The organism is Streptococcus gordonii (assembly GCF_001553855.1).
Lineage (GTDB): Bacteria > Bacillota > Bacilli > Lactobacillales > Streptococcaceae > Streptococcus > Streptococcus gordonii.
In genome coordinates this window covers 1-24,112 of record NZ_LQWV01000023.1, presented here as the reverse complement: position 1 = coordinate 24,112, position 24,112 = coordinate 1, and the positions used below count along the sequence as shown (strand labels likewise).

The 24,112-nt window shown below is 41.0% G+C and carries 22 protein-coding genes and 1 pseudogene; all 23 read right to left on the bottom strand.

Translation table 11 applies throughout. The annotated features are described in order from the left end of the window. Positions 1-21: 21 nt before the first annotated feature. Positions 22-714 carry a 5'-methylthioadenosine/adenosylhomocysteine nucleosidase gene (locus AWH02_RS06130; protein ID WP_060553334.1) on the bottom strand — a complete coding sequence of 231 codons (693 nt, stop codon included), beginning with the start codon at positions 712-714 and terminating at the stop codon, positions 22-24. Between the two features lie 51 nt (positions 715-765). Then, entirely contained in the window at positions 766-1,074 is a 309-nt protein-coding gene (gene macP / locus AWH02_RS06125) for a cell wall synthase accessory phosphoprotein MacP (RefSeq protein WP_020992595.1), read from the bottom strand. An 11-nt stretch (positions 1,075-1,085) separates the two neighbouring features. Continuing rightward, positions 1,086-1,637 (bottom strand): NUDIX hydrolase, encoded by a 552-nt coding sequence (locus tag AWH02_RS06120; protein ID WP_060553333.1) that lies wholly within the window; start codon positions 1,635-1,637, stop codon positions 1,086-1,088. A gap of 8 nt (positions 1,638-1,645) precedes the next feature. Next, on the bottom strand, positions 1,646-3,025 hold the full coding sequence (gene glmU / locus AWH02_RS06115; RefSeq protein WP_060553332.1) for a bifunctional UDP-N-acetylglucosamine diphosphorylase/glucosamine-1-phosphate N-acetyltransferase GlmU: 1,380 nt from the start codon (positions 3,023-3,025) through the stop codon (positions 1,646-1,648). 86 nt (positions 3,026-3,111) lie between these two features. Beyond that, positions 3,112-3,561, bottom strand: coding sequence for an ASCH domain-containing protein (locus AWH02_RS06110; RefSeq protein ID WP_060553331.1), 450 nt, complete (start codon positions 3,559-3,561; stop codon positions 3,112-3,114). Positions 3,562-3,611: 50 nt separating this feature from the next. Continuing rightward, positions 3,612-3,953 (bottom strand): DUF7716 domain-containing protein, encoded by a 342-nt coding sequence (locus tag AWH02_RS06105; RefSeq protein WP_060553330.1) that lies wholly within the window; start codon positions 3,951-3,953, stop codon positions 3,612-3,614. Then, positions 3,950-4,693 carry a GNAT family N-acetyltransferase gene (locus AWH02_RS06100; RefSeq protein ID WP_060553329.1) on the bottom strand — a complete coding sequence of 248 codons (744 nt, stop codon included), beginning with the start codon at positions 4,691-4,693 and terminating at the stop codon, positions 3,950-3,952. The genes AWH02_RS06105 and AWH02_RS06100 overlap by 4 nt, the downstream gene beginning before the upstream one ends. Before the next feature lie 20 nt (positions 4,694-4,713). Next, positions 4,714-5,412, bottom strand: a complete 699-nt coding sequence (locus AWH02_RS06095) for a 3-oxoacyl-ACP reductase (RefSeq protein WP_060553328.1) — start codon at positions 5,410-5,412, stop codon at positions 4,714-4,716. Continuing rightward, positions 5,405-5,641, bottom strand: a complete 237-nt coding sequence (locus AWH02_RS06090) for a DUF2829 domain-containing protein (protein WP_002899859.1) — start codon at positions 5,639-5,641, stop codon at positions 5,405-5,407. Before AWH02_RS06090 ends, AWH02_RS06095 begins: the two co-directional genes overlap by 8 nt. 201 nt (positions 5,642-5,842) lie before the next feature. Next, on the bottom strand, positions 5,843-6,742 hold the full coding sequence (locus AWH02_RS06085; RefSeq protein ID WP_223358678.1) for a hypothetical protein: 900 nt from the start codon (positions 6,740-6,742) through the stop codon (positions 5,843-5,845). A gap of 472 nt (positions 6,743-7,214) precedes the next feature. Further along, positions 7,215-7,913 carry a TipC family immunity protein gene (locus AWH02_RS06080; RefSeq protein WP_060553327.1) on the bottom strand — a complete coding sequence of 233 codons (699 nt, stop codon included), beginning with the start codon at positions 7,911-7,913 and terminating at the stop codon, positions 7,215-7,217. 106 nt (positions 7,914-8,019) lie between these two features. Then, positions 8,020-8,679: pseudogene (locus AWH02_RS06075) on the bottom strand (hypothetical protein). 82 nt (positions 8,680-8,761) lie between these two features. Then, the gene (locus AWH02_RS06070) at positions 8,762-9,220 is read right to left on the bottom strand and encodes a GNAT family N-acetyltransferase (RefSeq protein ID WP_060553326.1); all 459 of its coding nucleotides are present in this window, start codon (positions 9,218-9,220) and stop codon (positions 8,762-8,764) included. 15 nt (positions 9,221-9,235) lie between these two features. After that, the gene (locus AWH02_RS06065) at positions 9,236-9,661 is read right to left on the bottom strand and encodes a GNAT family N-acetyltransferase (RefSeq protein WP_060954913.1); all 426 of its coding nucleotides are present in this window, start codon (positions 9,659-9,661) and stop codon (positions 9,236-9,238) included. A 195-nt stretch (positions 9,662-9,856) separates the two neighbouring features. Further along, positions 9,857-11,254 (bottom strand): amino acid permease, encoded by a 1,398-nt coding sequence (locus tag AWH02_RS06060; RefSeq protein WP_060553324.1) that lies wholly within the window; start codon positions 11,252-11,254, stop codon positions 9,857-9,859. A 66-nt stretch (positions 11,255-11,320) separates the two neighbouring features. Continuing rightward, positions 11,321-12,145 carry a DUF1129 domain-containing protein gene (locus AWH02_RS06055; protein ID WP_060553323.1) on the bottom strand — a complete coding sequence of 275 codons (825 nt, stop codon included), beginning with the start codon at positions 12,143-12,145 and terminating at the stop codon, positions 11,321-11,323. Then, positions 12,142-12,465, bottom strand: coding sequence for a PadR family transcriptional regulator (locus tag AWH02_RS06050; RefSeq protein WP_060553322.1), 324 nt, complete (start codon positions 12,463-12,465; stop codon positions 12,142-12,144). The genes AWH02_RS06055 and AWH02_RS06050 overlap by 4 nt, the downstream gene beginning before the upstream one ends. Before the next feature lie 156 nt (positions 12,466-12,621). After that, positions 12,622-14,610, bottom strand: coding sequence for an ABC transporter permease (locus tag AWH02_RS06045; protein ID WP_060553321.1), 1,989 nt, complete (start codon positions 14,608-14,610; stop codon positions 12,622-12,624). Next, a complete protein-coding gene (locus tag AWH02_RS06040; protein ID WP_060954912.1) occupies positions 14,603-15,370 on the bottom strand; it encodes an ABC transporter ATP-binding protein in 768 nt (255 codons plus the stop codon). Before AWH02_RS06040 ends, AWH02_RS06045 begins: the two co-directional genes overlap by 8 nt. 10 nt (positions 15,371-15,380) lie before the next feature. Further along, on the bottom strand, positions 15,381-15,509 hold the full coding sequence (locus tag AWH02_RS11260) for a hypothetical protein (protein WP_260471235.1): 129 nt from the start codon (positions 15,507-15,509) through the stop codon (positions 15,381-15,383). A 176-nt stretch (positions 15,510-15,685) separates the two neighbouring features. Next, positions 15,686-15,817, bottom strand: a complete 132-nt coding sequence (locus AWH02_RS11255; RefSeq protein ID WP_008809422.1) for a hypothetical protein — start codon at positions 15,815-15,817, stop codon at positions 15,686-15,688. 288 nt (positions 15,818-16,105) lie between these two features. Next, entirely contained in the window at positions 16,106-23,158 is a 7,053-nt protein-coding gene (gene bgaA / locus AWH02_RS06035) for an LPXTG-anchored adhesin/beta-galactosidase BgaA (protein WP_060553319.1), read from the bottom strand. 274 nt (positions 23,159-23,432) lie between these two features. Then, positions 23,433-24,112: LPXTG cell wall anchor domain-containing protein (locus AWH02_RS06030; protein WP_145762184.1), on the bottom strand; the 680-nt coding region annotated here is incomplete at its 5' end.

Here is a 24,112-nt window from a genome sequence, read left to right as displayed (position 1 = left end):
ACCGACTAGGTCGATCTTACTCTAGATTAACTCTTTTAAAAACTGAATCAGGGTTTCTGCCGAGCGTTTACCAGCTTCAATAATAAATTCATCAAAAGTGACATTTGCATCATGACTAGCTGTGTCGCTCATTGCCCGAATAACCATAAAAGGCAGGCCAATCGAATGTGTGGCTTGAGCAATAGCTGCACCTTCCATCTCGACAGCCAAGACATCTGGAAAATGTTCCTTGATACGATCAATCTTTTCTTGACCAGCAACAAAGCTATCGCCTGTCGCAATCAAACCTACCCTTGCCTTTTGATGGGTCTTGTCTAAAATTTTCTTCATTTCAGAGACCAGATAGCGACTAGCCTCAAAATAGAGTGGCTGGCGAGCCATCTGACCATAGTCATAGCCGAAGGCTGTCACGTCCACATCATGGTAGACCAGACGATCTGCGACCACCACATCACCGATAGCCAGACCTTCAGCCACCGCTCCAGCTGAGCCTGTATTAATGACAGCAGTAACCTTGAAATCATTGACCAGAACAGCCACACTCATCGCAGACATGACCTTTCCAATTCCGCTCTCAACCAAGACTACTTCATGACGGCCAATAGAACCCGTATGATAGACATGTCCCAATCGAAGATGCTTTTCTGGATTTTCTAAATGCTCCAGCAATACTTTTAACTCTTCGGGCATAGCCGCGATAATTCCAATTTTCATTATTTCCAACCTTTTCTAAAAAAGCGAAAGCCTTAGGCTTATCGCTTATTTTTATAGCCAAATAATGGCTGCAATCAAAACCACCAACAGGAGAATAATCCACAACAAAATTTTATTGAGTTTAGCTTGAAAGACCCCTCGCTTCTGATTTTCAATGCGTCGGCTTTTCACAACTTCCCGATCAACTTCAATTTGCATGGTGTCCTGATTAAACTCTCCTTGCGGTGTAGCATAACCAAATCTTCCTTGATCAGTTCTAATAATCTTAGTTTCCTCATCATCCACGAGAGGAGGATCCGATATGACTTCACCACGGTTAGCCCGCTCGATGATTTCATCAGTTAATAAAGGTCTTCCCATAGGTTTTCCCCCTATCTTTGATTTTCCTGCATTTCCCAATATTGAAGAGCCATGATGGTCTTGGCATCGCAGATGTCACCGTTTTGCAGCAACTGATGTGCCTCCTCCAGACTGACTTCAAAAAGTTGCAAGGTTTCATCTTCGTCCTGAGGACGAGGATTTTCTACTTTTGTCAATTGGCTAGCTTTATATAGCTTAATCTTTTCATTGCAAAAACCAATAGCAGAATAAAAATCATAAACTAGCTCTAGCTGACCTGTGTAACCAGTTTCTTCTTCTAATTCTCGAAGGGCAGCTGCATGCGGATCTGCATTTTCTCCCACTTCTAGCTTACCAGCTGGAATTTCATAAGAAGTTGCCTCAATAGCCTTGCGGTACTGCTTAACGAGGATCATCTTATTTTCAGGAGTAATAGCAATCACAGCCACCGCTCCATTATGAAAAATCAAATCTCGTTGTGCCTGGCCTTTCCCTTCTGGCAGCTCTACCTGGTCCTGAACCACTTTAAAAATCGGTCCCTGATAAATCTCCGTCCGTTGGACGGTTTTTTCTTCAAATTCCATGATTAAACCTACTTATTTTGAGGGTGATGAGGAAGACGCTTAGCATAATCTTCCTTGTTAATCTGACGGCCACGTCCCAGAGCAATTGCATCTGCTGGCACATCCTTCGTAATAGTAGAACCTGCACCGACCAATGAGTTGTCACCTAGCTCAACTGGAGCAATAATGGTCGAGTTGGAACCGACAAAGACATTGTCGCCAATGATAGTCTTGTATTTCTTCTGACCATCATAATTAACCGTAATCGTACCTGCACCAAAGTTTACATTAGCACCAACTTCAGAGTTTCCAATATAGGTCAAATGACCAGCCTTGGTATTTTCTCCAATTGACGATCCTTTAACTTCTACAAAGTTGCCAACATGGACATCCTTGGCCAGACTAGAACCTGGACGAATGTGAGCGTAAGGCCCGACCGTCACTCCATCTGCCACACTTGACTCTTCAATCATAGAGTTGTTGATAATAGTCCGCTCTCCAATGACAGAGTCCACGATATAGGTACCATTGGTCAGGATCGTCTCTGACCCAATTTTGGTTTGACCTTTCAGGGTCACATTTGCTTCAACTTGAACTTCAGGCGCAATTTCCACATCCACATCGATATAGGTCGCATCTGGATTGACAAAGCTGACACCGTTGACCATATGCTGCTGGTTAATCCGACGACGCATGACACTCTCAGCTGTAGCCAAAGCTACCCGGTCATTAACCCCCAGACTTTCATCAAAGTCTTTGAGCGTATAAGCGCCGACTTTTTCTCCATTTTCGCGGAAAATGCCAATCACATCCGTAATATAGTATTCACCTTGGGCATTATTGGTATTGATATTTTTGAGGGCTTCAAAGAGTCGAGCATTGTCAAAGACGTAAGTCCCAGTATTGATTTCCTTGATCTGCTGCTCAAAGTCAGAAGCATCCTTCTGCTCAACAATTTTCAAAACTTCTCCGTGCTGGTTGCGAACGATACGGCCGTAGCCAAAAGGATTGTCTGCTTCTGCTGTCAAAATGGTCGCAACATTCTTGTGGTTGATATGGAAGTCAATCAGGTTTTTCAAGCTTTCTCCTGTAATCAGGGGAGTGTCGCCAGCAATGACTAGCGTCTGACCCGTCAGATTTTCCAAAACAGGCTCTGCCATCATAACGGCATGTCCCGTTCCCAGTTGCTCAGTCTGACGAACAAACTCAGTCTGACCTGCCAAGACTTGCTCCACCAGCTCGGCCTTGTGACCGATAACTGTCACGGTCTTTTCTGGATTAATGGCATTGACACTGCGGAAAACATGCTCTAGCATAGAAATTCCTGCCACCTTGTGCAGTACCTTTGGTAAATCCGACTTCATGCGAGTACCTTTACCCGCAGCCAAAATAATCGCGTAATTTGTCATAAAACAACTCTTTTCTGTAAGATAGTACCATTATTATACCACTAAAAGAAAATTTTTAAAAATACTATGCGAATTCAAAATAAACTCTACTCTTCATTCAAGGGATAAATCTTGCGAAATTCTTCTAAGACGACACCCATTTCTTGGGAAAACTCCAAACCAGCTTCCGCTAGACTCTCCGTGAAAAATGCCTCATGGACTTGCTGCCAGTAGGCCAAGGATTTATCTCCTTCTCCTTCCTTAAAGGCGTGTTCGGCTGAAACCTCATTAAAAGGTACCACAGAGACTTTGGTGATTTCAATGATACAGACTGCCTTGTCCTGACTGTCTAAAATGACATCAAAGCTTCCTGCCTGCGGCAAGGGCTCATTTTCAAGCTTATAGAACTCATAGGCCGAAGACGTCGCTGTCTTCTCACCACATAGCACTAAGTCAGCAAGCTCATCTGCCGAAGCACCGAAGGCCCAGGCGTCAATCGTATCGCCAATTTCTGGATTGATTTTCTTATATGCTTGCCACATTTCTTTTGGAGTCATCACTTCTCCTGTCTTTCTAAAATGAAAATTATTGTTTATAAAAATTCTTCCTACAAAACTGTATCTTTATCAAAATCCATAAAGTCATCATGCTCATAATAGTAAAGTAGAGCCTTTAAACACTCTTGATCAGTCGCTTCTGCTTTCTGCTCCATGACTGATAAGAGAACATCTACAAAATCTTCACCATAATAAATCATCTCCAGCTCTCTTACTTGATCTGGATAAACGTCCTTATTATCCACTACTTGAGGATAATCAGCAAGCAAGTAGCTGTCCTGAAAATTCAGTTCTCCATTTTCCTTAGCATATAAACAGAAATCATCATCTAGCTCTTCTGATTTTACAGCCTCCATGATATCTTTTAAGAAATAGGTTTGGTTTTTCTTCATTGGTTAAAAGTCCCTTTCCATTCATAAGCCGGATAAGCTCCTAGACACTGATAGCCCAAGCTTTCTGCGACCTTCTTGGAAGCTTCATTGTGCGCATCCCATAGAGGAAAGAGCGAGCGATGCTGCGCTTCTATAATCATCCGGGCGCCCAAGATTTTGGCCAAGCCCTGCCTTTGGTAGGCTGGCTTGGTAGCAATTTCAATCTCAAGAGCTCTATGATAGACCAATCCTGTCGATACAGCAGCGATGATTTCCTTATCTGAATAGATTAAAAAACCAAAGCCACCCGACGCTTGAAAATGGTCAAAATCAGAAAAATCACCCTGCAAATCCTGAGACCAAACTTCCCCAGCCAAACGCTCATAACTTTCCTTATCAATCGGACAAAGGTAGTAGTTTGCAGGTAGCCTGCGCAGCCATTTCTCCAAAGCCTCTGTATCAAAATCAGCCCTATCCAAAAAAGCGTAGCGAGTAAACTGCTGCAACTCACTCTGACTATCAAAAAATTCTCGCCAGCTGAAATCCTCAGAGATGATAATCTTATCAGCCAGACCATACTGGCTACTATAATCCTGCCAAAAATCCAAATCCACCTGACCAGCCGGAAAGATGAAATTTCCTAGTTGGTAAAGGCAGGATGTCTCAGGCGCGTTCATAAAGAACTGCCCTAGACCAGCATCCAAACCGTAAAGTACCATATTTTTTGTCCAGGATTGGAAAAGATTCTTAGGTTTTTTCATTGTTCGTATCCTTCATTCACTTACTTCAAACTCCAGCCGCCGTCGATTTTGATAATCTCGCCCTGCATAGCAGCTGCCTTGCCACTGGCTAGAAAGAGGCTGACGTCAGCTACTTCCTGAGGATCCAGCCAGCGCTTAATCGGCGTTTCCTCAGCAACCCAGTCAGCTAGGCCTCCTGGCTCAAAATCTGCAGCAGTCATGGCTGTCTTAACAGCGCCTGGCGCCAAGCCAAAGACTTGGATATTTTTATCCGCATAGTCTAAGGCTATCTGCTTGGTCAGGCCAGCCAAGGCATGCTTAGAGGCCGTATAGGCAGCACCGCCTCCGCCAGCCAAAAAGCTAGCAATCGAACACATATTAATGATGATACCAGACTTTTTCTCCAGCATTTTCTGCAGGTAAAATCGGGTGATTTTCATGGTAGCGGTCAGATTAAGCGCAAAAATCTGATCCCAGTCCTCATCACTGGTCTCGTGCAGGGGACGATAATCGTCCAAGATTCCTGCTGTATTGCAGAGAATGTCTACCTCGGGCAAGCTGGTGAAGAGTGGCGTCAAATCACCTGTCAAATCCAACTTGACGAAACGAAGCTCATTTAGAAAGCCAGGATTTTCATCCTTATCCACCCCGTAAACCCGGTAGCCATTTTCCAAAAAGCTCTGGGCTTGAGCTCTACCAATACCAGAGCTAACCCCCGTCACTAGTACTGTCTTAGTCATCTACTTCCACCCAATCTGTCGCAAGAACATCACAAGGAGTCGGACTCCACATGGAGAAGCCCTCCCCCTCACCTGAAACATTGATGAGAAAATATGGTGTCACTTCAAGAGCCACCCCATTTTGCTCAATCGTGTCAAAGAGCTGGACGTAGTTTTCTGCTCCGCCCCAGCCTGTACGCACATATTTTTTCTTGGCCTTAAGGCCTGGTAAAATTTCTTCAAATGTCATGGTTTTCTCCTTTGTTTTATTGATATTTACTTACAAATTTACTACTTAGCATTAGAAATTATATTAGACGATGATGAATCTTGCGCAATCTGGTTCTCTGGTTGAGATATGAAATTTTGTCCAAGATTGTGCTCATTATTCTGCTCCAAACTTGCCATTATAATATTTCTGAATATCTTCATAGCTCATGATTTTTGTGTCCTACCCTTCAGTGCTCCACTTACCCGGCAAGTATAATTCATCATAAACAGATACTCCTGTTTTCAAAAATTCTGTTTCGAGTTCAATGAGCTCCTTACCATTTGTAATGGCCCCATTCTCTGATTGAATTACCTTATAAGCAAAGCTGTTCTTTTTAGAAAATAGCTTGAAGGCTGACGAGTTAGAATTTCTTAAATTGATGTCCCCCTTATAATCTTCAGATTTCCAAAATCCATTATCAAAAGGTTCCACACCTGCTCTAAGAGCCTCTTTCGTGTCCAACATGAGATCTATTTTATTTTTCTCATTCAACTCTTGCTCAGTTTTCTCAGCATCTATTTTAAGGTTTTTTAAATTTAGTAAAAAATATCGATATTTTTTCTGTTCAGTTATTGAAAGTACAACATAGTCGTTGTCACCTATTCTTCTAAGGGTTGGTAAAGTCCCATGCAACTCAATATTGTCATTTTTTAAATAGTTGACCATCAATTTCCAAACGTCAACTTCTTTTTTAGTAGCTTTTTTATTGGTTAAATCAAAGATATCTAGATAGGCGTATTCATCTGACTTCATTTTTTTAGACGGAACAACCCCTCTCACTCGCTCCCTGTGCCTAACCAAATAGTTTGAATTTACCCTAACCCAATCTGATGAATCCGGAGACGCAATTGATTCTTTACGTTCTTTTTCATCAAATTTCCATTCAACAACGATACCGTTTTTATTATGAATAAATTCAACATTTTGAATATCTGCATTAGCATTATAAATTGTATATTGATAAGATTCTTTTTTATTACTTGATTTCTTATTTTTCTCTTTTGAAGAACAAGCTGAAATAAACAATATAGATATTAAACAAATAATAAATTTACATATCTTATTCAGATTTTTTGTCATCTAGTGTCCCCCTCCTGCTTAACAAATCATTTTCCTCAGATTCAATCACCATGGTTTCCATCGATCACTATAATCAGAAAGTTCAATTTTATCATGTCTAATCTCATAGCAGGTTGTTGATGAGAAGTTCCCAATTACATTAGCTAAATAGGGAGTAGAAAGTATTTTATAATCTCTATTGAATATTATATCAGTGTCGGGAGATAAAAGTATCAGATCAACTTTTATTACGCTATCTAGTTTCCCAAAAATTGAGATTCTACCAATCAGTAAACCATTTGATTATAAACTAATTCAGACAAGGGAAAAATACCATACCGATTCTAACGGAAATATAGCGATAGTCGATCTTTTCCAATTTCGTATTGATATCCTCTAAGAGCTACACTGTCTTATGATGATTCACCTTTGAATCGAAAAGGCGTATAACTTTTTTTAGCGAAAGAAACTTTTTAAATTCTGTATGGCATACTCACTCTTTACCTATAGTATCTGAGTATTTCACTTTTAAATTCCCCATATTTTCTTTGGAATAGCGCTGACTTCCCTCTTTAAACCAAATATCTAGAAAATAGGTGTAGAGAATTTGATCAGATTTTTCTGCAAACCAAGCCTGATCAATATCGTAATCCTTCAGATAGTCCAATATCTCCTCTTTTGAAACTAGACTCTTACGCGGGGGCTCTCCCCCTCCAATAGAGCGATAAATTTCATCTGTTGTCCGGACATATCCCCTTTTTTTAGATTGATTAATAAAAGCTTGAACAGTGAAATCCGAAACTTTGGAGAAAGCAATGGAAACATTTTGTTTAACGAAGCCATCCTCATATACATAGTCAATGTTGAGATAAGTATCTCCTGATAACTTTTTACTATACAGAACAGCAAGCAGACCATCGGAATTGATATATAGCTGCAAATCTTCATCATCTGCCAACCTAGGTTTGGCACGACGATAGTATATCCAGGCCGGCTCACCTACATATGCCGTATTACTTCTTATAATCTTACTCATATCTGGTAATCCTAGAATATTTTTATAATGAACACTCGCATAATAGATTTCATCAATTGGGTTTTTAAGTGAGTCATAGTCTCGATATCTCAAAAAACCAAAGACACAGAGACCTGCTATAAGGAGGGTGAAGAGACTTAGGATAATTTTTTTCATATTAGTTTGCTCCTTCTGTGATCAAATCATTGCATTGTATCTCCTAATACCATTAGGGCCGGAAGAAGCAGAAAAATAAGTATCTATCTTTCATCCTATCCTCCTCTCACTTCTCTTCCTTAAATATCACTTTCCCCTGCTCATACTTCCGCACAGCTAAGAACCAGCGGATAGGGTTGTTTTGGAATAAAAGCAAGTAAGTAACAGCTGGAAACAATCCCGCCAAAAGCGAAAAAAAGATTTGTATATCAAATGTCTCTTGCTTATTGAATGAGTCAATAATGCCCGGGATGGCAGCAGCAAATATTACTATAGTAGTCATAAAAACTAATAACATGACAATCATAAAAATAAACATCTTCCCAAACGTCGCTTTTTTCTCACTAAAATTTTCCCAGAACAGATTTGAATCAACAGCTTTCGCGAACTGTTGAGAACTTCCCCCCTGAACCTGCTTCACGTCTTTATACAAGGCAACTTCCATCATCCATATAAAGCCAAAACAGACAAAGAACTGGGCAACGATATAAGGCGGAACCATCCAGCTACTGTATCGAAAACCTGAAAAAGCTGGTATAGCGACCATCCCTCCAATTAAACCTAAGAAAATGAAAACCAACATAAAAGGAATAATAGCCTTATTGGTCTTCCTAGCCCCTTCCGTATTTAAGAGAGCACTCTTATCAGCTACCAGAGCCTCTTTTGTTCGTGTATTATAGTAGACTGCCTTATCACCGCTCTATCCAATAAAAATTATTTTTCTCATATTCAATCACCACGGTTTAAAACATCTTTATAATCGGAAAGTTCAATTTTATCTTACCTTGCTTCTGAAAGTTGATCTAAAATTAGACCTTCTTCTCCATTTCCACAAAAAGATGAATATCGCCATTACTTTCCTGAGGGATGCGCCTCACCACTTCAAAGCCCATGTTGAGATAAAGCTGCTGGGCTCGGTGATTGAAGTCAGCCACTGATAGACTTATGACTTGGGGTGCAAAATTTGCCATGATAAAGTCCAGAATTTCCTGCAGAAATATAGCGCCCTGACCTTTTCCACAATGCTCCGGCTTCATGCCCAAACCAAGCTTCACATTTCGCTCTCCTTTCTGCTCCAAGCAGAAAAATCCATAGAGTTCCCCTTCTCTCAGGACTTGATAATAACGGTCTCCACGCGCTTCTGGGGAGACTATTTCTTCATAATCTTCCAAATCATTTTTCATATCATAAAAATCATAGGGCGCCTCGTAATGCCAGTCCTTAGCAATTTCCAAAGCATGCTGCTGGGTTAGTGGTTCAATCATCATCTACTCCTCTTTTCTCTAAAAATCCCAATAGAATCGTTTCTGATCTGCTTTTTCACTACAGCCAAGACTGCGATAAAATCTATGGGCTGATGTGCGGGAAATGCCTGAATTAATCCGAATCCCTGTGTAGCCTGCAGCTTTTCCCTCGTCACGCAAAGCTTGCATCAGCGCTCTGCCATGTCCCTGCCCTTGAAAATTCTGAGCGACGGCCAAAGCCAAGAGATTGAGCAAAGACGGGAAATAGAGACAGTCGTAGCTAGCCGCATGAGCGTAGCCTATGACCTGACCGTCTTCTTCAACTACCAAAATCAAATGCTGGTCAGTCTCTAGCAGTCTCTTCAGTTGGGCCTCCGTCGCTTCCCTATCAAAATCATATCCTAGACTCTCAGCATTAATTCGCTGAATGGCTGCGGCGTCACTTAGTTTTACTTTACGAATCATTTGTCACCTCGTTTTACATTTTATTATATCAGAAAAGTAGCCTTCCCTGCTGTCTTCAGGTGACCGTTCTTCTTCCGATTTTCTTTAGATGAAAAATTCTATTTGGAAAACTTTTTGCTTTCTCATATCAATCTGATTTTTCTGTTAAAAAAACAGAGCTACAAACAGCTCTGTCTAATATTTTCGCGATAAAAATTAATGATCTGCATAAATCTCAGAATGCTTATAGCCATATCCAAAATAAATCAGACTTCCCACCAGTAAAGCAATACCGAAAGCTTGCCAGGTTTCCTTAGTATACTGGGTCATGAAGGATAGGCAGATGATAATAGATAAAATTGGCAAGACCGGAACAAAAGGAGTCTTGAATTCACCTGCTTGGGGCATCCCTTTGTCTTTTCGTAATTTCAAAATGGCAAGAGCCAATAAAATTAGATAGGCCAAGGTACAGATATTGAGGAAAGATGCGATACTAGCCAAGGGGAAAATACCCGCACAAACAGCTGACGCAAGCCCCACCAAAATCGTTGCATTCTTTGGTACCCGACTGGTCTCTGTCAATTGTCTAAATGAACGAGGTAAGAGACCATCACGCGCAATACTGTAGATCATTCGAGACAGGGCAAAGGTCATGGAAATGCAAACGGTAATCAAGGTCAAAATCGCCACTACTGAAACATAATTTGCCGCCCAGCCAAGTCCAACACTGCGAAGAGCAAAGGCTACCGCATCTGAAACATTTAGCTTAGTGTAGTGAACAATCCCTGTCAGGACCAAGGTCACCAAAATATAGAGAATGGTCACAATGGTCAAGGACAGGACAATCCCACGCGGAACATTCTTTTGAGGTTCCTTGATTTCGTCGACCGCCATAGAAATGGACTCAAATCCTAGAAAGGCAAAGAACATGAGCGAAGCCCCAGCCATAATACCGACCTTCCCGCCATAAATCTCACCAAAACCAAAAGGGGCAAAGTTAGACCAATTTTCTGGCTTGATAAAGAAAAGACCTGCAATAACGAAAAGTGCTAAAGCTGAAAATTTCAGAACTACCAAGGCTGAGTTAAAGCGTAGAGCTGCTTTAGAATTTAATAAGACAACTGCGGTGACAAAAAGTAAAACCAAGATAGGCAAGAGATCTACATAAGTCCCCCCTTTAGGATTAAAGGTGCCATTTAAGGCTGTAGGAAGTTGGATACCAAAGCCGCTCAATAGCCCCTTTAAATAGGATCCCCAGCCAGAAGCAACACCTGAGATAGCAGTCATAAATTCCATAATAGTCAGCCAGCCAGCAATCCATGCCGGAAACTCACCGAAGACAGCATAGATATAGCTATAAGCCCCACCATTGGCCGGAATGCGAGAAGCAAATTCAGCGTAAAAAAGAGCTGACATGCTCACACAAAGCGCTGAAATGATAATCGAAATAATCAAGGACGGACCAGCATAATTGGCTGCTCCAATCCCTGTGATGGTGAAAATCCCTGTTCCCACCATAGCTCCAATTCCTAATAAAATCAAATCATGAATCTTTAGATGTCTTTTCATCCCAGTCCTAGACTTGCTGACATCTTTTTTACGAAAAATACCCATCATCATCTCCTCAAAAATATAGACGGTTCATTATATCACAAGTTTTAGCTTTTAGAAACTGCAAAATTATTTCCTACCTTGTTTCCAACTATAAAAATAGAAAATAAGAAGCGATAGGCAAATTAGTCCGATAGGCAGAGCCACTGTCCATAAAGGATCTGTAATCTGCATTCTGTCTGACCAGCGTTTAAGTAATCCAACTAGGAAAAGAGCAACAATCGGGATAAGAATCATTCGAAATAGAGCTTCTTTTTTGCTTAGAAAGATGGAAATAAGACTAACTAGGCTACCTAAAAGAATGACATCCCACGGCCAAGAGATGACAAAACCACCTACTCCCACCAAACTAGTTTCTGCTCCATATCTAAGTAAGACAGCCAGTATGATTGTTAAAGAACTAGCCAGCCATAATTGCCACTTTTTCCAATCCTCATAAATAGTCTTAGCCACTAAGTAAAAAATCACATTTACAACTACCAGCCCTAAAACTGTATCACTAAGGTAAACTAGCGGAGCGATTTGCAAATAAGATTTACTGGCGAAACTACTTAGGAGACGGAAGAAGACCAAAATGGCCCCCACCATCAAACTGATTTCGAACAATTGTCGCTTACTAATCCTAGGACTGTCTTTAACTAGTTCATCTGCCATTGCTTGAGGATTTTCACCGAAAAATTCTTGAGCAGTAATTCCATCCTTCTCAGCGTCCGAAAAATCCAATACCATCTGATATAACTGTTCACGAATAGCCCCTTCGTCATGAAACAAAGAGGACGAAGCCATATAAACAATTAAATCATCAAAGTAGGCTTGATTTTCAGGTTTTAAGTTCTGGACTGAGTCATTTGTTTTTTGAATGAGTTCCTGAATATTGTTTTTTTCCTTTTTCATTTGCTTTTTCCTCCTCTGACATTTGTGACATTAGTCAACAGCCCTTCCCACTGTTGCCAGAAAATTTGCAGATAGAGTCGTCCTTCCTTGGTCAGCGAAAAGTATTTCCTATCTGGTCCTTCTGGTGATGCTTTGATCCTACTCCTAATGTAGGTTTTTTTCTCTAATTTCTGAAGTAAGGGATAGACTGTCCCAGCTACGATATTAAATCCTTTTTCATTTAATATTTGAATCAATTCATAACCGTAGATTTCTCTTTGCGAAATGATTTCCAAGACACAGCCCTCCAAGATTCCTTTTAACAGTTGCGTTTGCTCCATCCTCTCTCCTTTCATCTAATTTCAAATTCCTCTGTGAAAATTGACATCAACTAATATGCAATACATACTAGCTTTCTTACACTTAGTATAACACCCTTTCACTACTTTGTAAAGCATAATAGCTGTATAAAAATAGAAGTTGGCAAACCCAACTTCTTACATTGAAATGATTTTACGATAACTACGCGATGTAATCGCAAAGACAATAATATAGCTGATAAAGAATATTGCACAGACTCCCAAGGTTACTGCTAACATTAAGCTTGCATTGAGTACTCCAAGAGCTGATAAGATGAGGCTTAGCATATGGTAAGCAAAAGCTAGATGGATAAAGGCAAAGGCCAAAGGTAGGAAGAAGACTATCAAGATCTGTCTACGAATGGTTTGCTTGATTTGTTTTTCATCTAAACCGACCTTTTGCAGGATCACAAAGCGATCCCGATCTTCATACCCTTCAGATATCTGCTTGTAATAGATGATGAGTACAGTTCCAAGCATAAAGACAACGGATAAGAAGATTCCGATAAAGAACATACCTCCCAGCATCCCCTTGATTTCTTGTTTATCAGAAGTCGATACTGATCCATAGACCGCATGATTTTCAGGCAGGGTTGTATTATAGGCACTGAGCTTTTCTTGATAGGCATCTCTCAATTTACTTTGCTGGTCTTTTGGCAGATCCAGATTCAGACCTCCGTAATAGTTACTATTGACAGCATATTTTTCCATCAAGCCAGCGAAGATCTTACTTGGATCTTTCACCACCATATAGATTTTCCCGGGAACAATCATATTCATCTGATCTGGTAAATGACCATAAATAAAGTCTTCTTTTAACACTTTCTTGATTTTCAAAGTTTGGTCAGCGATTGTCAGCGTTTCTTGATCTTTCAGTTTCAAACCTTGTTGGAATATTGCCACTTCATTTTCTTCAAGATTAAGTGACTTTCCAGTCATGTCTTGATAAACCGCTTCAGAGACAGCCAAGATATAGATATTAGGTGCTACTGCTTTTTGAGTACTTGGGTATAAGTCCAGCTGATTGTCATTTAGACTTTTGACTCCCATAGTATAGTATTGATAGACAGCTTTTTTAGTCACGGGTAAGTTCTGCTCTTGAGAAAACTCTGTCAAGACTTGATCTATTTGCTGGCTATTCACACCTTTTCCTTGTAGGCTGATATCATGAGGGAACATGGCATTTTGCATATATTCTCCACCAGCATAGATATTAGCACCGCCAGACAAGGTCACCAGAACCATGGTTGACAAGATTGTAATTGTTGCCAGACCAACAGCATTTTTTTTCATTCGGAAGATCAAGTTAGACACCGAAATCATATTATTGGGCTGATAATAATAGTTTTTTCTCTTTTGTAAGAAATGTAAAAATTTCGTGATTCCAGCATTGAAGAGAAGATAAGTTCCCAAAATGACAAAGAGAACTGCAACAAAGAACACAAGGATTGCTGCTATTGGATTGGTTACTCCTGATGCCAAGTAATAACCATAAATAAGAGAGGCTAAACCTAAAATGGTTTGTAGACCTAGGAAGCGACTTTTCTTTTCGCCACTATTTTTTTCTTTGACGAGCTGGAGGGCATCTAATTTTCTCAAATACAAGCCATTTTTAATCATCAAGAAGAAAAATACAAAGCCATAGAAGAAAGTGACTAGGAATAGTACTAGAGGCTGAAAAGTTGAAGCCAAAACTACCTTCAGATCCATGATTTTCAGCAGTAAAGCGTAAATCAACTGGTCAAATAAGAGACCTATCCCCAAACCAATTAGAAGTGTCACCAGCCCAAAGACTATCAACTCTATGACCACCATGATAAAGAGATGAAACCTATTCAGCCCCAACATACTATAGAGTCCTAATTCTTTGGACCGGTTCTTGATGACAAAACTATTGGCATAAAAAACAATAATAGATGTGGTAATACTAACAATAATTAATCCTAGAGCCAAGACCATGGAAACGGCACTCGCTCCAACCATTTCTGCCAAATGGGGATTAAAGGTCAGAGAGAAAAAGATGTAGGAAATAGCTACTGCCAGACAGGTCGCGAGGGCAAAGGGATAATAGAGCTTACGATTTTTCACCAGATTGGAAAGCGCAAGCTTACCGGTTAATCTAATCATGAGCACCCACCTCACTTGCCATGACAGTCAAAGTATCAGAAATCTCCTGGAACATCTGACGTTCTGTCTTGTCACCACGGAAAATTTGATTATAAAGAATGCCATCCTTGATAAAGAGTACCCGCTTGGCACGGCTGGCTGCTGATGTCGAGTGGGTCACCATGAGAATGGTCTGACCTCGGTCATTAATATCGTCAAAAACATCCAAAAGCGCAGCCGATGACTTGGAATCCAGTGCACCTGTTGGCTCATCTGCCAGCAAAATCTCTGGCTCAGTGATGATAGCCCGCGCAACCGCAACCCTCTGCTTCTGACCACCGGAAATCTCATAAGGAAACTTCTCTTGCAGCTTGTTAATGCCTAATTCAGTACAAGTGGTGACTAGCTTTTGCATCATCTCGGTGACGGGACGTCGAGAAAGCACTAAAGGCAAGAGGATATTATCCTTTACTGACAAGGTATCCAGCAGATTAAAGTCCTGAAAGACGAAGCCAAGTTTTTCTCGACGGAAGCTGGATGCTTGGCTGTTTTTGATGGACGCTGTATCTGTTCCATTCAGAAAGACTTGGCCTTCTGTGGGCTTGTCCAGCATGGCTAAAATATTGAGGAGTGTTGACTTACCTGAGCCAGACTCTCCCATGATGGCCACATAGTCACCCTCATCCACTGTGAAGTGGATATCCTTTAGCGCTTCTACTTGATTGCCCTGAAAACGGGTCTTATAAATCTTTTTTACGTGTTGTACATCTAATAAACTCATAACTTCTCCTTTAAAATCCTAAGTACATTTCTTGAGCTACCTGATTGGCCTGGCATCCGAATTTCGTCCATTCAATTTCTTTTTTACTTGGCCGAATGGAAGGTCTGTCTTTCTTTTGGCTGATTTTAAATACTTTCATTCTAAACACTTCTTTCTTTTGATAATCTTATTCTACCGAATTTGCACTCGGCTTTCCATAACCTAACCTTACAATCTTACTTCTAATCTTACATTTTTGTCATCTTTAGCCTTTAACTGTATAAAGAGAAAGTTTTGACAAACTTTCTCTTTATAGAAACTGGAACTTAATATTCCTTAATGACTATACTGTAACCAGAAGTAATATTGACTAGAGGCACAGCCTAAGCGAGTCTTCTCGATTTCTTCTTTAGAAATCTTTTGTGCTTTTAGAGGACGTTTGTCTTGGTTAAAAAGTTTAGTTTTCATAGTGGGCCTCCTTTATAACATTTGCTTTTATCAAGGGAAACTTTCTTTCCCTTTCCTTTACACTTATAAGGATACTGCTTTTTTAAACTCGCTTCCATAACTTAACCTTTCATTTGGGCTGTTAAAGCTTACAATTTTGTCATCTTTCAACACAAGAAGTCAATATGAACCTTATCTTGCTAGACTTAGCTTACTAAAAGGGCTGTATTTACATAAAAAAGATCAGGGATAATTCCCTGATCTCTTCGTCTAGTTCAACTAACTGTCCTCTTACCTTATCATTGAATCTCAGTCTTCTTTTCTACGTTTCCCTGCTACAAGACCCGCGCCTAAGCCCAAGAGAGCTAAGCCCGTGGTTATCGCTGCTTGATCTGGCTGGCTTCCCGTATTCGGTAAGTGGCCTTTTTCAGTTGATTTTACTTTTTCTGCTTGAAGCTTCGCTTCTTCAGATTTAGCTTCTGTACGCTCTTCTTTCACAGCTTTGGTGCCTTGAACTTTTTCTTCTAGAATCTGATCTTTGTCTTGCCCAGAAGTTTGTGAATGAGCTGTATAAGTATCTTGTGACTTTGTTTTCTCTTCTGAAAGGGCTGTTCCCACTTCTAGAATCTGATCTTGTGCTTCTAATTTATTGTAGCTTTCTTTAAGAGTGCGTTTGCCATTTTCAAGCTCGACTAAGTTCACACGAATACCTTTACGACCTTCTTGGATAATACGCGTTTGACCAGCTGGAAGCATATCATTCTTTCGCTCTTGCACTTGGAAATCAATCTCTTCTTCCTCTATCAGAAGCTCTGGTCTATAGAGAACCAAATCTTTAATATCATCTTCTGGAAGAGCTGTTCCTTTCTTAGTACCGACAAGCAAGATGCGATTGATTGGATCTTGAACCACTTCTCGTAGTTTTTCTGCTCGCTGACCGTCTGAAGCAACTTCAGTGAAGATTCTTTCCTTACCATTTTGTCCTTCTTTTTCTACACGGGTTTCCCCAAGGTAGAGATTGGCATCTTCTTTTTCAATCGTCTGATAAGGAAGTGCTTTTTCTTCAACTTCTAGACGAGGAAGTTCTTCTTGAACTGCAGCTGCTACCTTACCAGCTGTAGTTTTTTCTTCCGTCAGTTGAATACGGTATTCCTTAACCTGCTTACCACTCTCAGACAGAAGTCGAACCAAGACTGGCAAACGGTTATCTCCACTATCTACAACAGTCGAAGCCACTTGGTCATTTTCTTCTACTGTAACTTTAGGACGTTGACCACTATAGGACACTTGATATTCTAAGCGCTCCGCAGAGAAGTCTGGAAGTTCTTTGCCATTAAGTAAGATTTTTGATTTTGTACTTTCTTTAGGCAACTCACTTGGTGCCAAGAAAGTCATCTCAATCAAGGCAACTCCATTCTTATCTGCTTTTCTATCCATTCTCCATCTCATAGCCTTGGATTTCACAGCATTAAAGGTTGCTGTCAGTTCTGTACCAGCCTGGATATCTTGCTTCATATTGTAAGGAACGGACTCCCAGTTATCAGGATTATTAAACAAGTGGTTTGATTCATAAGCTCGATAGTTTGAATAATATATTGGAACATCAAAGTCCGGACCAACATAGCGCTCTAAGACTAGGTTAGACGGAGCATCTGTACCGCTATCGGCAAAGAAGTGCAGTTTGGCTTGATTAACTGTCCGTTCGACAATCTTACCGTTTTCTTTGAAGATAACACCTGCTGAAACATCTGGATTAGCTGATGGTGTCGCTGACCAATTTGTCCAACGTCGGCTCTCATCAAGGTCCCCGTCGTTGATATAATCCACTCGATCATGAGAATCTGGATCAGCATCATTTGTTTCAGAAGCAAAAGCCTGGTTACTATTCTCATCATAGTAAGGATTCTCTGATACAGATTCGCCTAACTTATCAGTCACTCGAACTCTTAGCTCAACAGGTAAGTCGCTTCCAACCAGACGACCGTGAACAGTAAACTGACCAGCTTTTGATAGACTTTCAGCTGGAATAGGTTCCCATTCGACAGCCAAATCTTTCACTTCATAGTCTTTTTCCCCTGTAAAGTAAACAGGGACCTTGCTTGGTAGCTCTAGATTTTGACCTAGTTGGAGCAGGCGAGCTTGTTTTACTGTCGCTATTGGTTTACGTGCCAATAGATCTTTGTCCTTTGTAAAGTGGATGCGATACTCACCAAGAATATCTCCATTTTCAGCCTTGACGATAACACGAACGGGATCTCCCTCGCGGACACTTGGTACAACGGTTGCCAGACCATTGTTGCTGACGCTTGCGGTTACTGAATCCGCCTTCCCATCCTTGGCTTCTAAATAGTAGTCCGTCAAGTCCGGATTAAAGTTTGGCAAATCTTGCCCAGCCACCTGTATCCTAGTCTGTGCTTGCTTAGCTGGAGCAACTTGTTTCGAGAAGATTTGAACTTCTGTGATAGAGGTTCCAAGTTTGTCATCTGCTCTCACCATACGAATACGGACAGCATAGGTATCTACCTTATCAAAGTTAAAGTGATTCATTTCACCTGCTTTAAGCTGATCTGGAGCTTTCAGATTGGTTACAGGCTTCCAATTGCTATCATCATTAAAGACATGCTCTTCACTTTCTACAAAGCTAGGATTTTTTGGAGCTGTTGGCGTAGCTTGCCCAACATAATATTCAATCACATAAGACTTAGGTGCCCCTACCCCGTGATCTTCATGGAAGGCTACATTTAGGTTGTCTACTGACCGTTTAGTCAAGATACCAGAATCTCCAAAGAGAACCCCTACCGAATCTTCTTCACGACGGTTCCAGTTAGTCCAGCGGTTGGCTGGCTGATCAGTATAAGAAATCACTTTATCATTAACATTAGATACTAAATCGCTAGGGTTAGAGTCTGAAGCAAAAGCAAGTGGCAATTCTGAACCTGTCCATTGGTCAGAGATGTTAGCACCATTTTCTGTTTGAGCTGATACTCGTACATGAAGCTTGGTTGGTAAAGCACTTCCTTCCACCTGTCCTGACACAGTAAAGACACCTTCTTTTTGATATTGACTAGGGGTAATAGACTCCCAAGTAACTTTTGCTGACGAAACTTGGCCATTTGAGTGGTAAGTTCGTACACTCTCTGGCAAGTGTGGAGCTTCTGCAATCGGTGTCGTAACACTGACTTCTTCTACTGCAATGATCCCTTCAACGGAGACTTTAGCAATGGCTTTTTGATCAATACCTTCGACCTTTCCGACTACTTCAAAAGTATGGTAGCGATCAAGTTCCTCCTTAGCCACCGCTTGCCAAGTAACCTTATGAACTTTTGGAAATCCTTTGTCGTACTCAACAGTAACAGTGGTTGGAAGATTTGGTTCTTGATGCAAATCAGTTACCACACTAACAGGACGAACGGATTGAACCGTTTTATTTTCTGTATTAGCCTGAATCGTCAAGTTTACTTGTCCTTCTGCTCCCTCGTATTCAGCTTTGAGTGTGATTGTTCCAGGCTTGTGTAATTCAAGCATTCCTTTACGAACAGCCAGCTCTCCCTCTCCTGTTGTAGAGAAGACCACCTTATCAGCCTGTAAGACCGCCTGAGTACCGTCTTGATAATGAGCCAAAACAGTTAATGGAACAGTCTGATCCTCTTTTAGATGATTCGCTTGCTCAACTTGTAAGCTCAAACGTTCAATTTTAGGAGCTTCTTCTAGGAACTGAACAGCATAGGTCTGTAGAGCACCGCCATCCTTAGGCTGAACATAAATGCTGGCCCGCAACCCATTTGCAACACTAGCTTGAACAACTGTGACATCTGCATTTTCAGCTGTCGCAGCTACTAAGGGAAGTTGAGATCCGTAGGCTAGACTATGGTAATGAACTGGTTTCTGACTGGTTAGACCTGTTACAGAATCACCGTCAAGAGTTACAACTGGATTCACAGGTGCTTCTGCTTCACTATCTGTCACCAGTAAGGTTGCTGAAACCTTTGTACCTGCAAGTTGACCAGTCATTTGAATGCGGGAACCTGGAACAGAAAGTTTGTCCTTATCTTCTGGCGCAATTTCCCATTTATCCACATCATAATGTTCAAGACTCCCATCAGTTAAGGCAAGAGCAACTGACTTATCTACAGCACTCAAATCTGTCCCTGGTGCTACTCGTTTGATAACTGGTAACTCTCTTTCAACGGCTAGAACTTCAACTCGCGCTTCTACCTGACGGCCTTCTGACTCTCCTTTGACGGTTACAATGCCTGAATGACTAACATCTGCTTGTGACCAAGTCACAGGCTGTTCAGTCCGACTTCCGTCACTGTAGACAAAAGGAACTGTCGCTGGCAAGCTTGGAGCTTGTCCCAAAACTGTACGAACTTTTGGCACTTCCGTTCCTAAAACTGTCTTTTCTTTCTGATCATTCTTTCCAGTGAAAATAGTCACCTGGTCCGATTTTAATAAATCAGAATGAGCCGTTAAGGTGAATTTCCCTGCCTGGTCTGTTGATTTGACAATGGCAACCCCTTTCCCGTTAAAGGCTTTGCGAACCCAAGATCCGTCTGCTTGTTCCTTGTAACGTTCACGGCTAGCCTGCTCGCCATTATCTACTCCGACAAGTTGACCTTGCCCATGCAACTGGAAGCGAACGAGGTTATTGGCAGTTGGCACGACATTGCCATCACGGTCTACGATTTCATAGTAGATATAGGTCAAGTCTTTTCCATCTGCTGCAATAGCATGCTCTTCCTTGACCAAGCGTACACCTGCAGGTTGACCTGCTGTTACAATCTTGTCTCGGGCGATTTCTTTACCTTGATCATCACGAGCTACTGCTTCCAAAGTCCCTGGCTGATAAGCTACTTTCCACTCAAGGTAGAGTTCTTGAGGATTTGCCCCCTCTTGATAGCTACGGCCGTCACTTGTCTCTTTTTTGTTAAATTTCTTGAGTCCCAAAGATTGGTTGTTCAAGAATAATTCAACACTAGTAGCGTTGGAGTACGCACGGACTGGTATTTTATTTTCAGCATCTGCAACATTGTCTGCTAATTCCTGGTCTTCCCAATTCCAGTGAGGAAGCAGGTGAACCATTGGTTTCTTCTTAGCAGAAACCCACTGACTTTGGTAAAGGTAATAGTCGTTTTTAGGAATGCCGGCTGTATCCACTATTCCAAAGTAAGAACTTTTTACAGGAGTGCTGTTTTGGTTGTGCCAAGGAGTTGGTTCACCAATATAGTCTGTTCCTGTCCAGATAAATTGTCCTGCGTAACCAGCATTATCTCGGTCAAAAGTCCAAGAAGCTGTTGCCGTTTTACCCCAGCCAACTCTATCATTTCCATAGTCCGATTGTTCATAGTTTCGCCAAGACTGATTGCTTCCAACCCATTCTTGCTCTGGATGGAAATAACTGCCACGCGTACGAGTCGCAGAAGACGTTTCAGAACCATAAATCAACCAATTTGGATGTTTGGCACGCAAGGCTTTGTAATTTTCTTCTGAATAGTTAAAACCAACTGCATCTAGCTCATCAGCGATTTTTTCGTGGCCACCACTACCATCACCGAAGCGGAATTTGTCTGCCCCCATCGTCACATAGCGGGTTTTATCAACTGACTTGATAACCTTGACCAGACGTTTAACAGTCGCTAAAGAATGAGCATCTCCATTAGCCTCACCGATTTCATTTCCGATAGACCACATGACGATGGCAGGGTTATTTTTACCTCTTTCCACCATTGTCCGCAAGTCATAATCAGACCATTTGTCTCCCTTTTGAGCCTCTGGGTGAGTGGCGTCTTTTTCAAAGAAACGACCGTAATCGTAAGGCTTCTTACCTCCATACCAGGTATCAAAAGCCTCTTCTTGGACTAGCAATCCCAACTCTGCCGCAATCTGCAAAGTCTGTTCACTAGCAGGATTATGGGTCGTACGAATCGAATTGACCCCCATTTCCTTCATTTGCTTGAGACGACGGTACTCAGCCTTATAGTTTTCTTCTGCTCCTAGGGCTCCGTGATCATGGTGCAAGGAAACCCCGTGAAATTTGATTCTCTGACCATTCAAAGAGAAACCTTCATTAGGAGTCCAGTTATAATAGCGATAACCAAACAAGTCTTTCTTAGCGTCAACAAGCTGACCATCACGATAAATCCGTGTCACTAGCTCATACAAGGCAGGCTTAGCATTCAGCACAGTCCACAGCTCTGGTCTTTCAACTTGTAGCCTTGTCTGAATTGTACTAGTCTCATGAGCTTTCAGTTTTTGACTGGCAGTACGAACCACTTCTGTTACTGCTTCACCGCCTCGTCTCACAATTTGGTATTCAGCTGTAATTTCATGATCTTTATCATCTGTATTAGCAATCTTACTGCTGACAAGAGTGTCTACCTTTCCATCTTTTTGATTTTCCAACTGAGGAGTCAAGATGGTTGTTCCGTTCTTTTGAACATGAACCTTATCTCTGATAAGAAGAGAAACGTCACGGTAGATTCCACTTCCTGAATACCAACGACTGCTTGGTTGCTTGTTAATCACATGAACAGCAATGATATTTTCCCGGCCATCTTTGTGAAGATAGTTTGTAATATCGTATGAAAATTGATTATAGCCATTTGGATAATGACCGACCAGCTGGCCATTCACATAGACTTGCGAATCCATATAGACCCCATCAAAGGTCAGACGTACATTTTTATCTAAATCCTTTTCATCTAATTTAAGGGGCTTGCGATACCAAGCGTCTCCACCATTAAGTTGGCCCCCTTCATTCTGTGCAGGAGAGTCATGATCAAAGTCAAAGTGGATACTCCAGTCATGAGGTAAGTCTAATTTTTTCCATGAAGTTATATCGGCCTCATCTTTTATTGCTTCCTTAGCATTAGCGTTTAATTTAAAGTGCCAATTCTGATTAAAATTGACCTTTCTATCCTCAATCATTTGACTCACTTCCTCCTCAGTAGCAGATTTCACCTTATCCTTTTCTGATCCTTCTTGGGCAGAGGACTCGCTTATTTCTTTCACTTCATTTTTTACTGATTCAGAAAACTCTTTTTCTACCTTAGGACTAGGTGAATTCTCTTCTGTTTTCTCTGGAAAAGTTTCCTGTGTTGAAAGAGCTGGACTAGCATCTGCAGTCTCAGATGATTCACTAGTGGCAACTGCCTTATCAGAGTGCTCTTCCTCAATCTTTCCTTCTTCTTTGACGCTTTCAGCACTAGCGTTAACGGCCACTTCTTCCGCATAAACAGGGTTTCCTGCAGAAAGACTAGCTCCAAACAAAACTGCACAAGTTCCAATAAGTACTGAGCATGCACCAACAGTAAATTTCCGGATGCTATAGACTCTTTTACGATTCCAATATCCTTTTTCCATAAGGCCCTCCACCAAGTAATCGCTTCCATTTTTATAGAAGCAAGCTATTCCTATAGTTTTCTTCACCTTATTTTATAAAACAAGTTGCATAATCTCAATACGAATGAAGCCGTTTTCATATTTATGAGTGATTTTTCTAAAATTAGGAGAATCATAGAATTTTCTTCAGTTATCAGCAATTTTTATCTGTTCAGTTCTGTCACTTATTTCTGATAAAAAAAGTAAAAGACATAAAAAAACAAGCGTCAATTTTCATTGACACTTGTTTCTTGTTTTAGTTTTTAAAACGAGTCCCGTAGTAAACTCCCCATCCAACAATCATAGTTAAACCAAGGGCAAGAAGTGTAAAGCTAAGCTCTGTACCTGTTAATGGTAAAGTATTCTTAGTCTTATCTTTTTCTTGTGGTTTTTCTGAATCTTTTGGATTTGTCTTACCAGGATCTTTAGGATTTTTCTTATCCGGATCCTTTGGTTTTCCATTGCCTGGATCTTTAGGATCTTTATTACCTGGCTTATCAGGTTTATTTGGTTTGTTTGGTTTATTTGGTTTATTTGGGACACTTGGAATTGTTGGAATACTTTGGTCTGTTACTACTAACTTCCCATCCTTGTACTCTACTGTGTTTCCATTAGCGTTCAAAATTGTTATCGTTCCGTCGAAGTTCACTTGGAAAGTGATGTCTTTAACAGCTAGGTAACCAGCTGGGGCTGTCGCTTCATGGAAAGTATATACTCCAGGAGCTAATTCTAAATCATGTGATTTGTTTACTTCTGAAGTCCATTCTGCTACAGGATTACCAGTTGCCTCGTTGCCTCGGAAAATTTGAATTTGTGCACTACCAATTTCGGTACCGTATTGGTTGATCTTACTGAAAGTTACCTTACGTGGAAGGTCATCATCTTTATCAGTTACAGTTACTTTGGAACCATTGGTAACGACCTTGTTGTCTTCAC

Coding starts and splice junctions, on each gene's coding strand:
- AWH02_RS06050 (WP_060553322.1), bottom strand. CDS start 12,465: ATGGAGCAAACGCAACTGTTAAAAGGAATCTTGGAGGGCTGTGTCTTG.
- AWH02_RS06130 (WP_060553334.1), bottom strand. CDS start 714: ATGAAAATTGGAATTATCGCGGCTATGCCCGAAGAGTTAAAAGTATTG.
- AWH02_RS11255 (WP_008809422.1), bottom strand. CDS start 15,817: ATGAAAACTAAACTTTTTAACCAAGACAAACGTCCTCTAAAAGCACAA.
- AWH02_RS06085 (WP_223358678.1), bottom strand. CDS start 6,742: ATGACAAAAAATCTGAATAAGATATGTAAATTTATTATTTGTTTAATA.
- AWH02_RS06070 (WP_060553326.1), bottom strand. CDS start 9,220: ATGATGATTGAACCACTAACCCAGCAGCATGCTTTGGAAATTGCTAAG.
- AWH02_RS06120 (WP_060553333.1), bottom strand. CDS start 1,637: ATGGAATTTGAAGAAAAAACCGTCCAACGGACGGAGATTTATCAGGGA.
- AWH02_RS06055 (WP_060553323.1), bottom strand. CDS start 12,145: ATGAAAAAGGAAAAAAACAATATTCAGGAACTCATTCAAAAAACAAAT.
- AWH02_RS06095 (WP_060553328.1), bottom strand. CDS start 5,412: ATGACTAAGACAGTACTAGTGACGGGGGTTAGCTCTGGTATTGGTAGA.
- bgaA (WP_060553319.1), bottom strand. CDS start 23,158: ATGGAAAAAGGATATTGGAATCGTAAAAGAGTCTATAGCATCCGGAAA.
- AWH02_RS06105 (WP_060553330.1), bottom strand. CDS start 3,953: ATGAAGAAAAACCAAACCTATTTCTTAAAAGATATCATGGAGGCTGTA.
- AWH02_RS06040 (WP_060954912.1), bottom strand. CDS start 15,370: ATGAGTTTATTAGATGTACAACACGTAAAAAAGATTTATAAGACCCGT.
- AWH02_RS06100 (WP_060553329.1), bottom strand. CDS start 4,693: ATGAAAAAACCTAAGAATCTTTTCCAATCCTGGACAAAAAATATGGTA.
- AWH02_RS06110 (WP_060553331.1), bottom strand. CDS start 3,561: ATGACTCCAAAAGAAATGTGGCAAGCATATAAGAAAATCAATCCAGAA.
- macP (WP_020992595.1), bottom strand. CDS start 1,074: ATGGGAAGACCTTTATTAACTGATGAAATCATCGAGCGGGCTAACCGT.
- glmU (WP_060553332.1), bottom strand. CDS start 3,025: ATGACAAATTACGCGATTATTTTGGCTGCGGGTAAAGGTACTCGCATG.
- AWH02_RS06090 (WP_002899859.1), bottom strand. CDS start 5,641: ATGACATTTGAAGAAATTTTACCAGGCCTTAAGGCCAAGAAAAAATAT.
- AWH02_RS11260 (WP_260471235.1), bottom strand. CDS start 15,509: ATGAAAGTATTTAAAATCAGCCAAAAGAAAGACAGACCTTCCATTCGG.
- AWH02_RS06065 (WP_060954913.1), bottom strand. CDS start 9,661: ATGATTCGTAAAGTAAAACTAAGTGACGCCGCAGCCATTCAGCGAATT.
- AWH02_RS06080 (WP_060553327.1), bottom strand. CDS start 7,913: ATGAAAAAAATTATCCTAAGTCTCTTCACCCTCCTTATAGCAGGTCTC.
- AWH02_RS06060 (WP_060553324.1), bottom strand. CDS start 11,254: ATGGGTATTTTTCGTAAAAAAGATGTCAGCAAGTCTAGGACTGGGATG.
- AWH02_RS06045 (WP_060553321.1), bottom strand. CDS start 14,610: ATGATTAGATTAACCGGTAAGCTTGCGCTTTCCAATCTGGTGAAAAAT.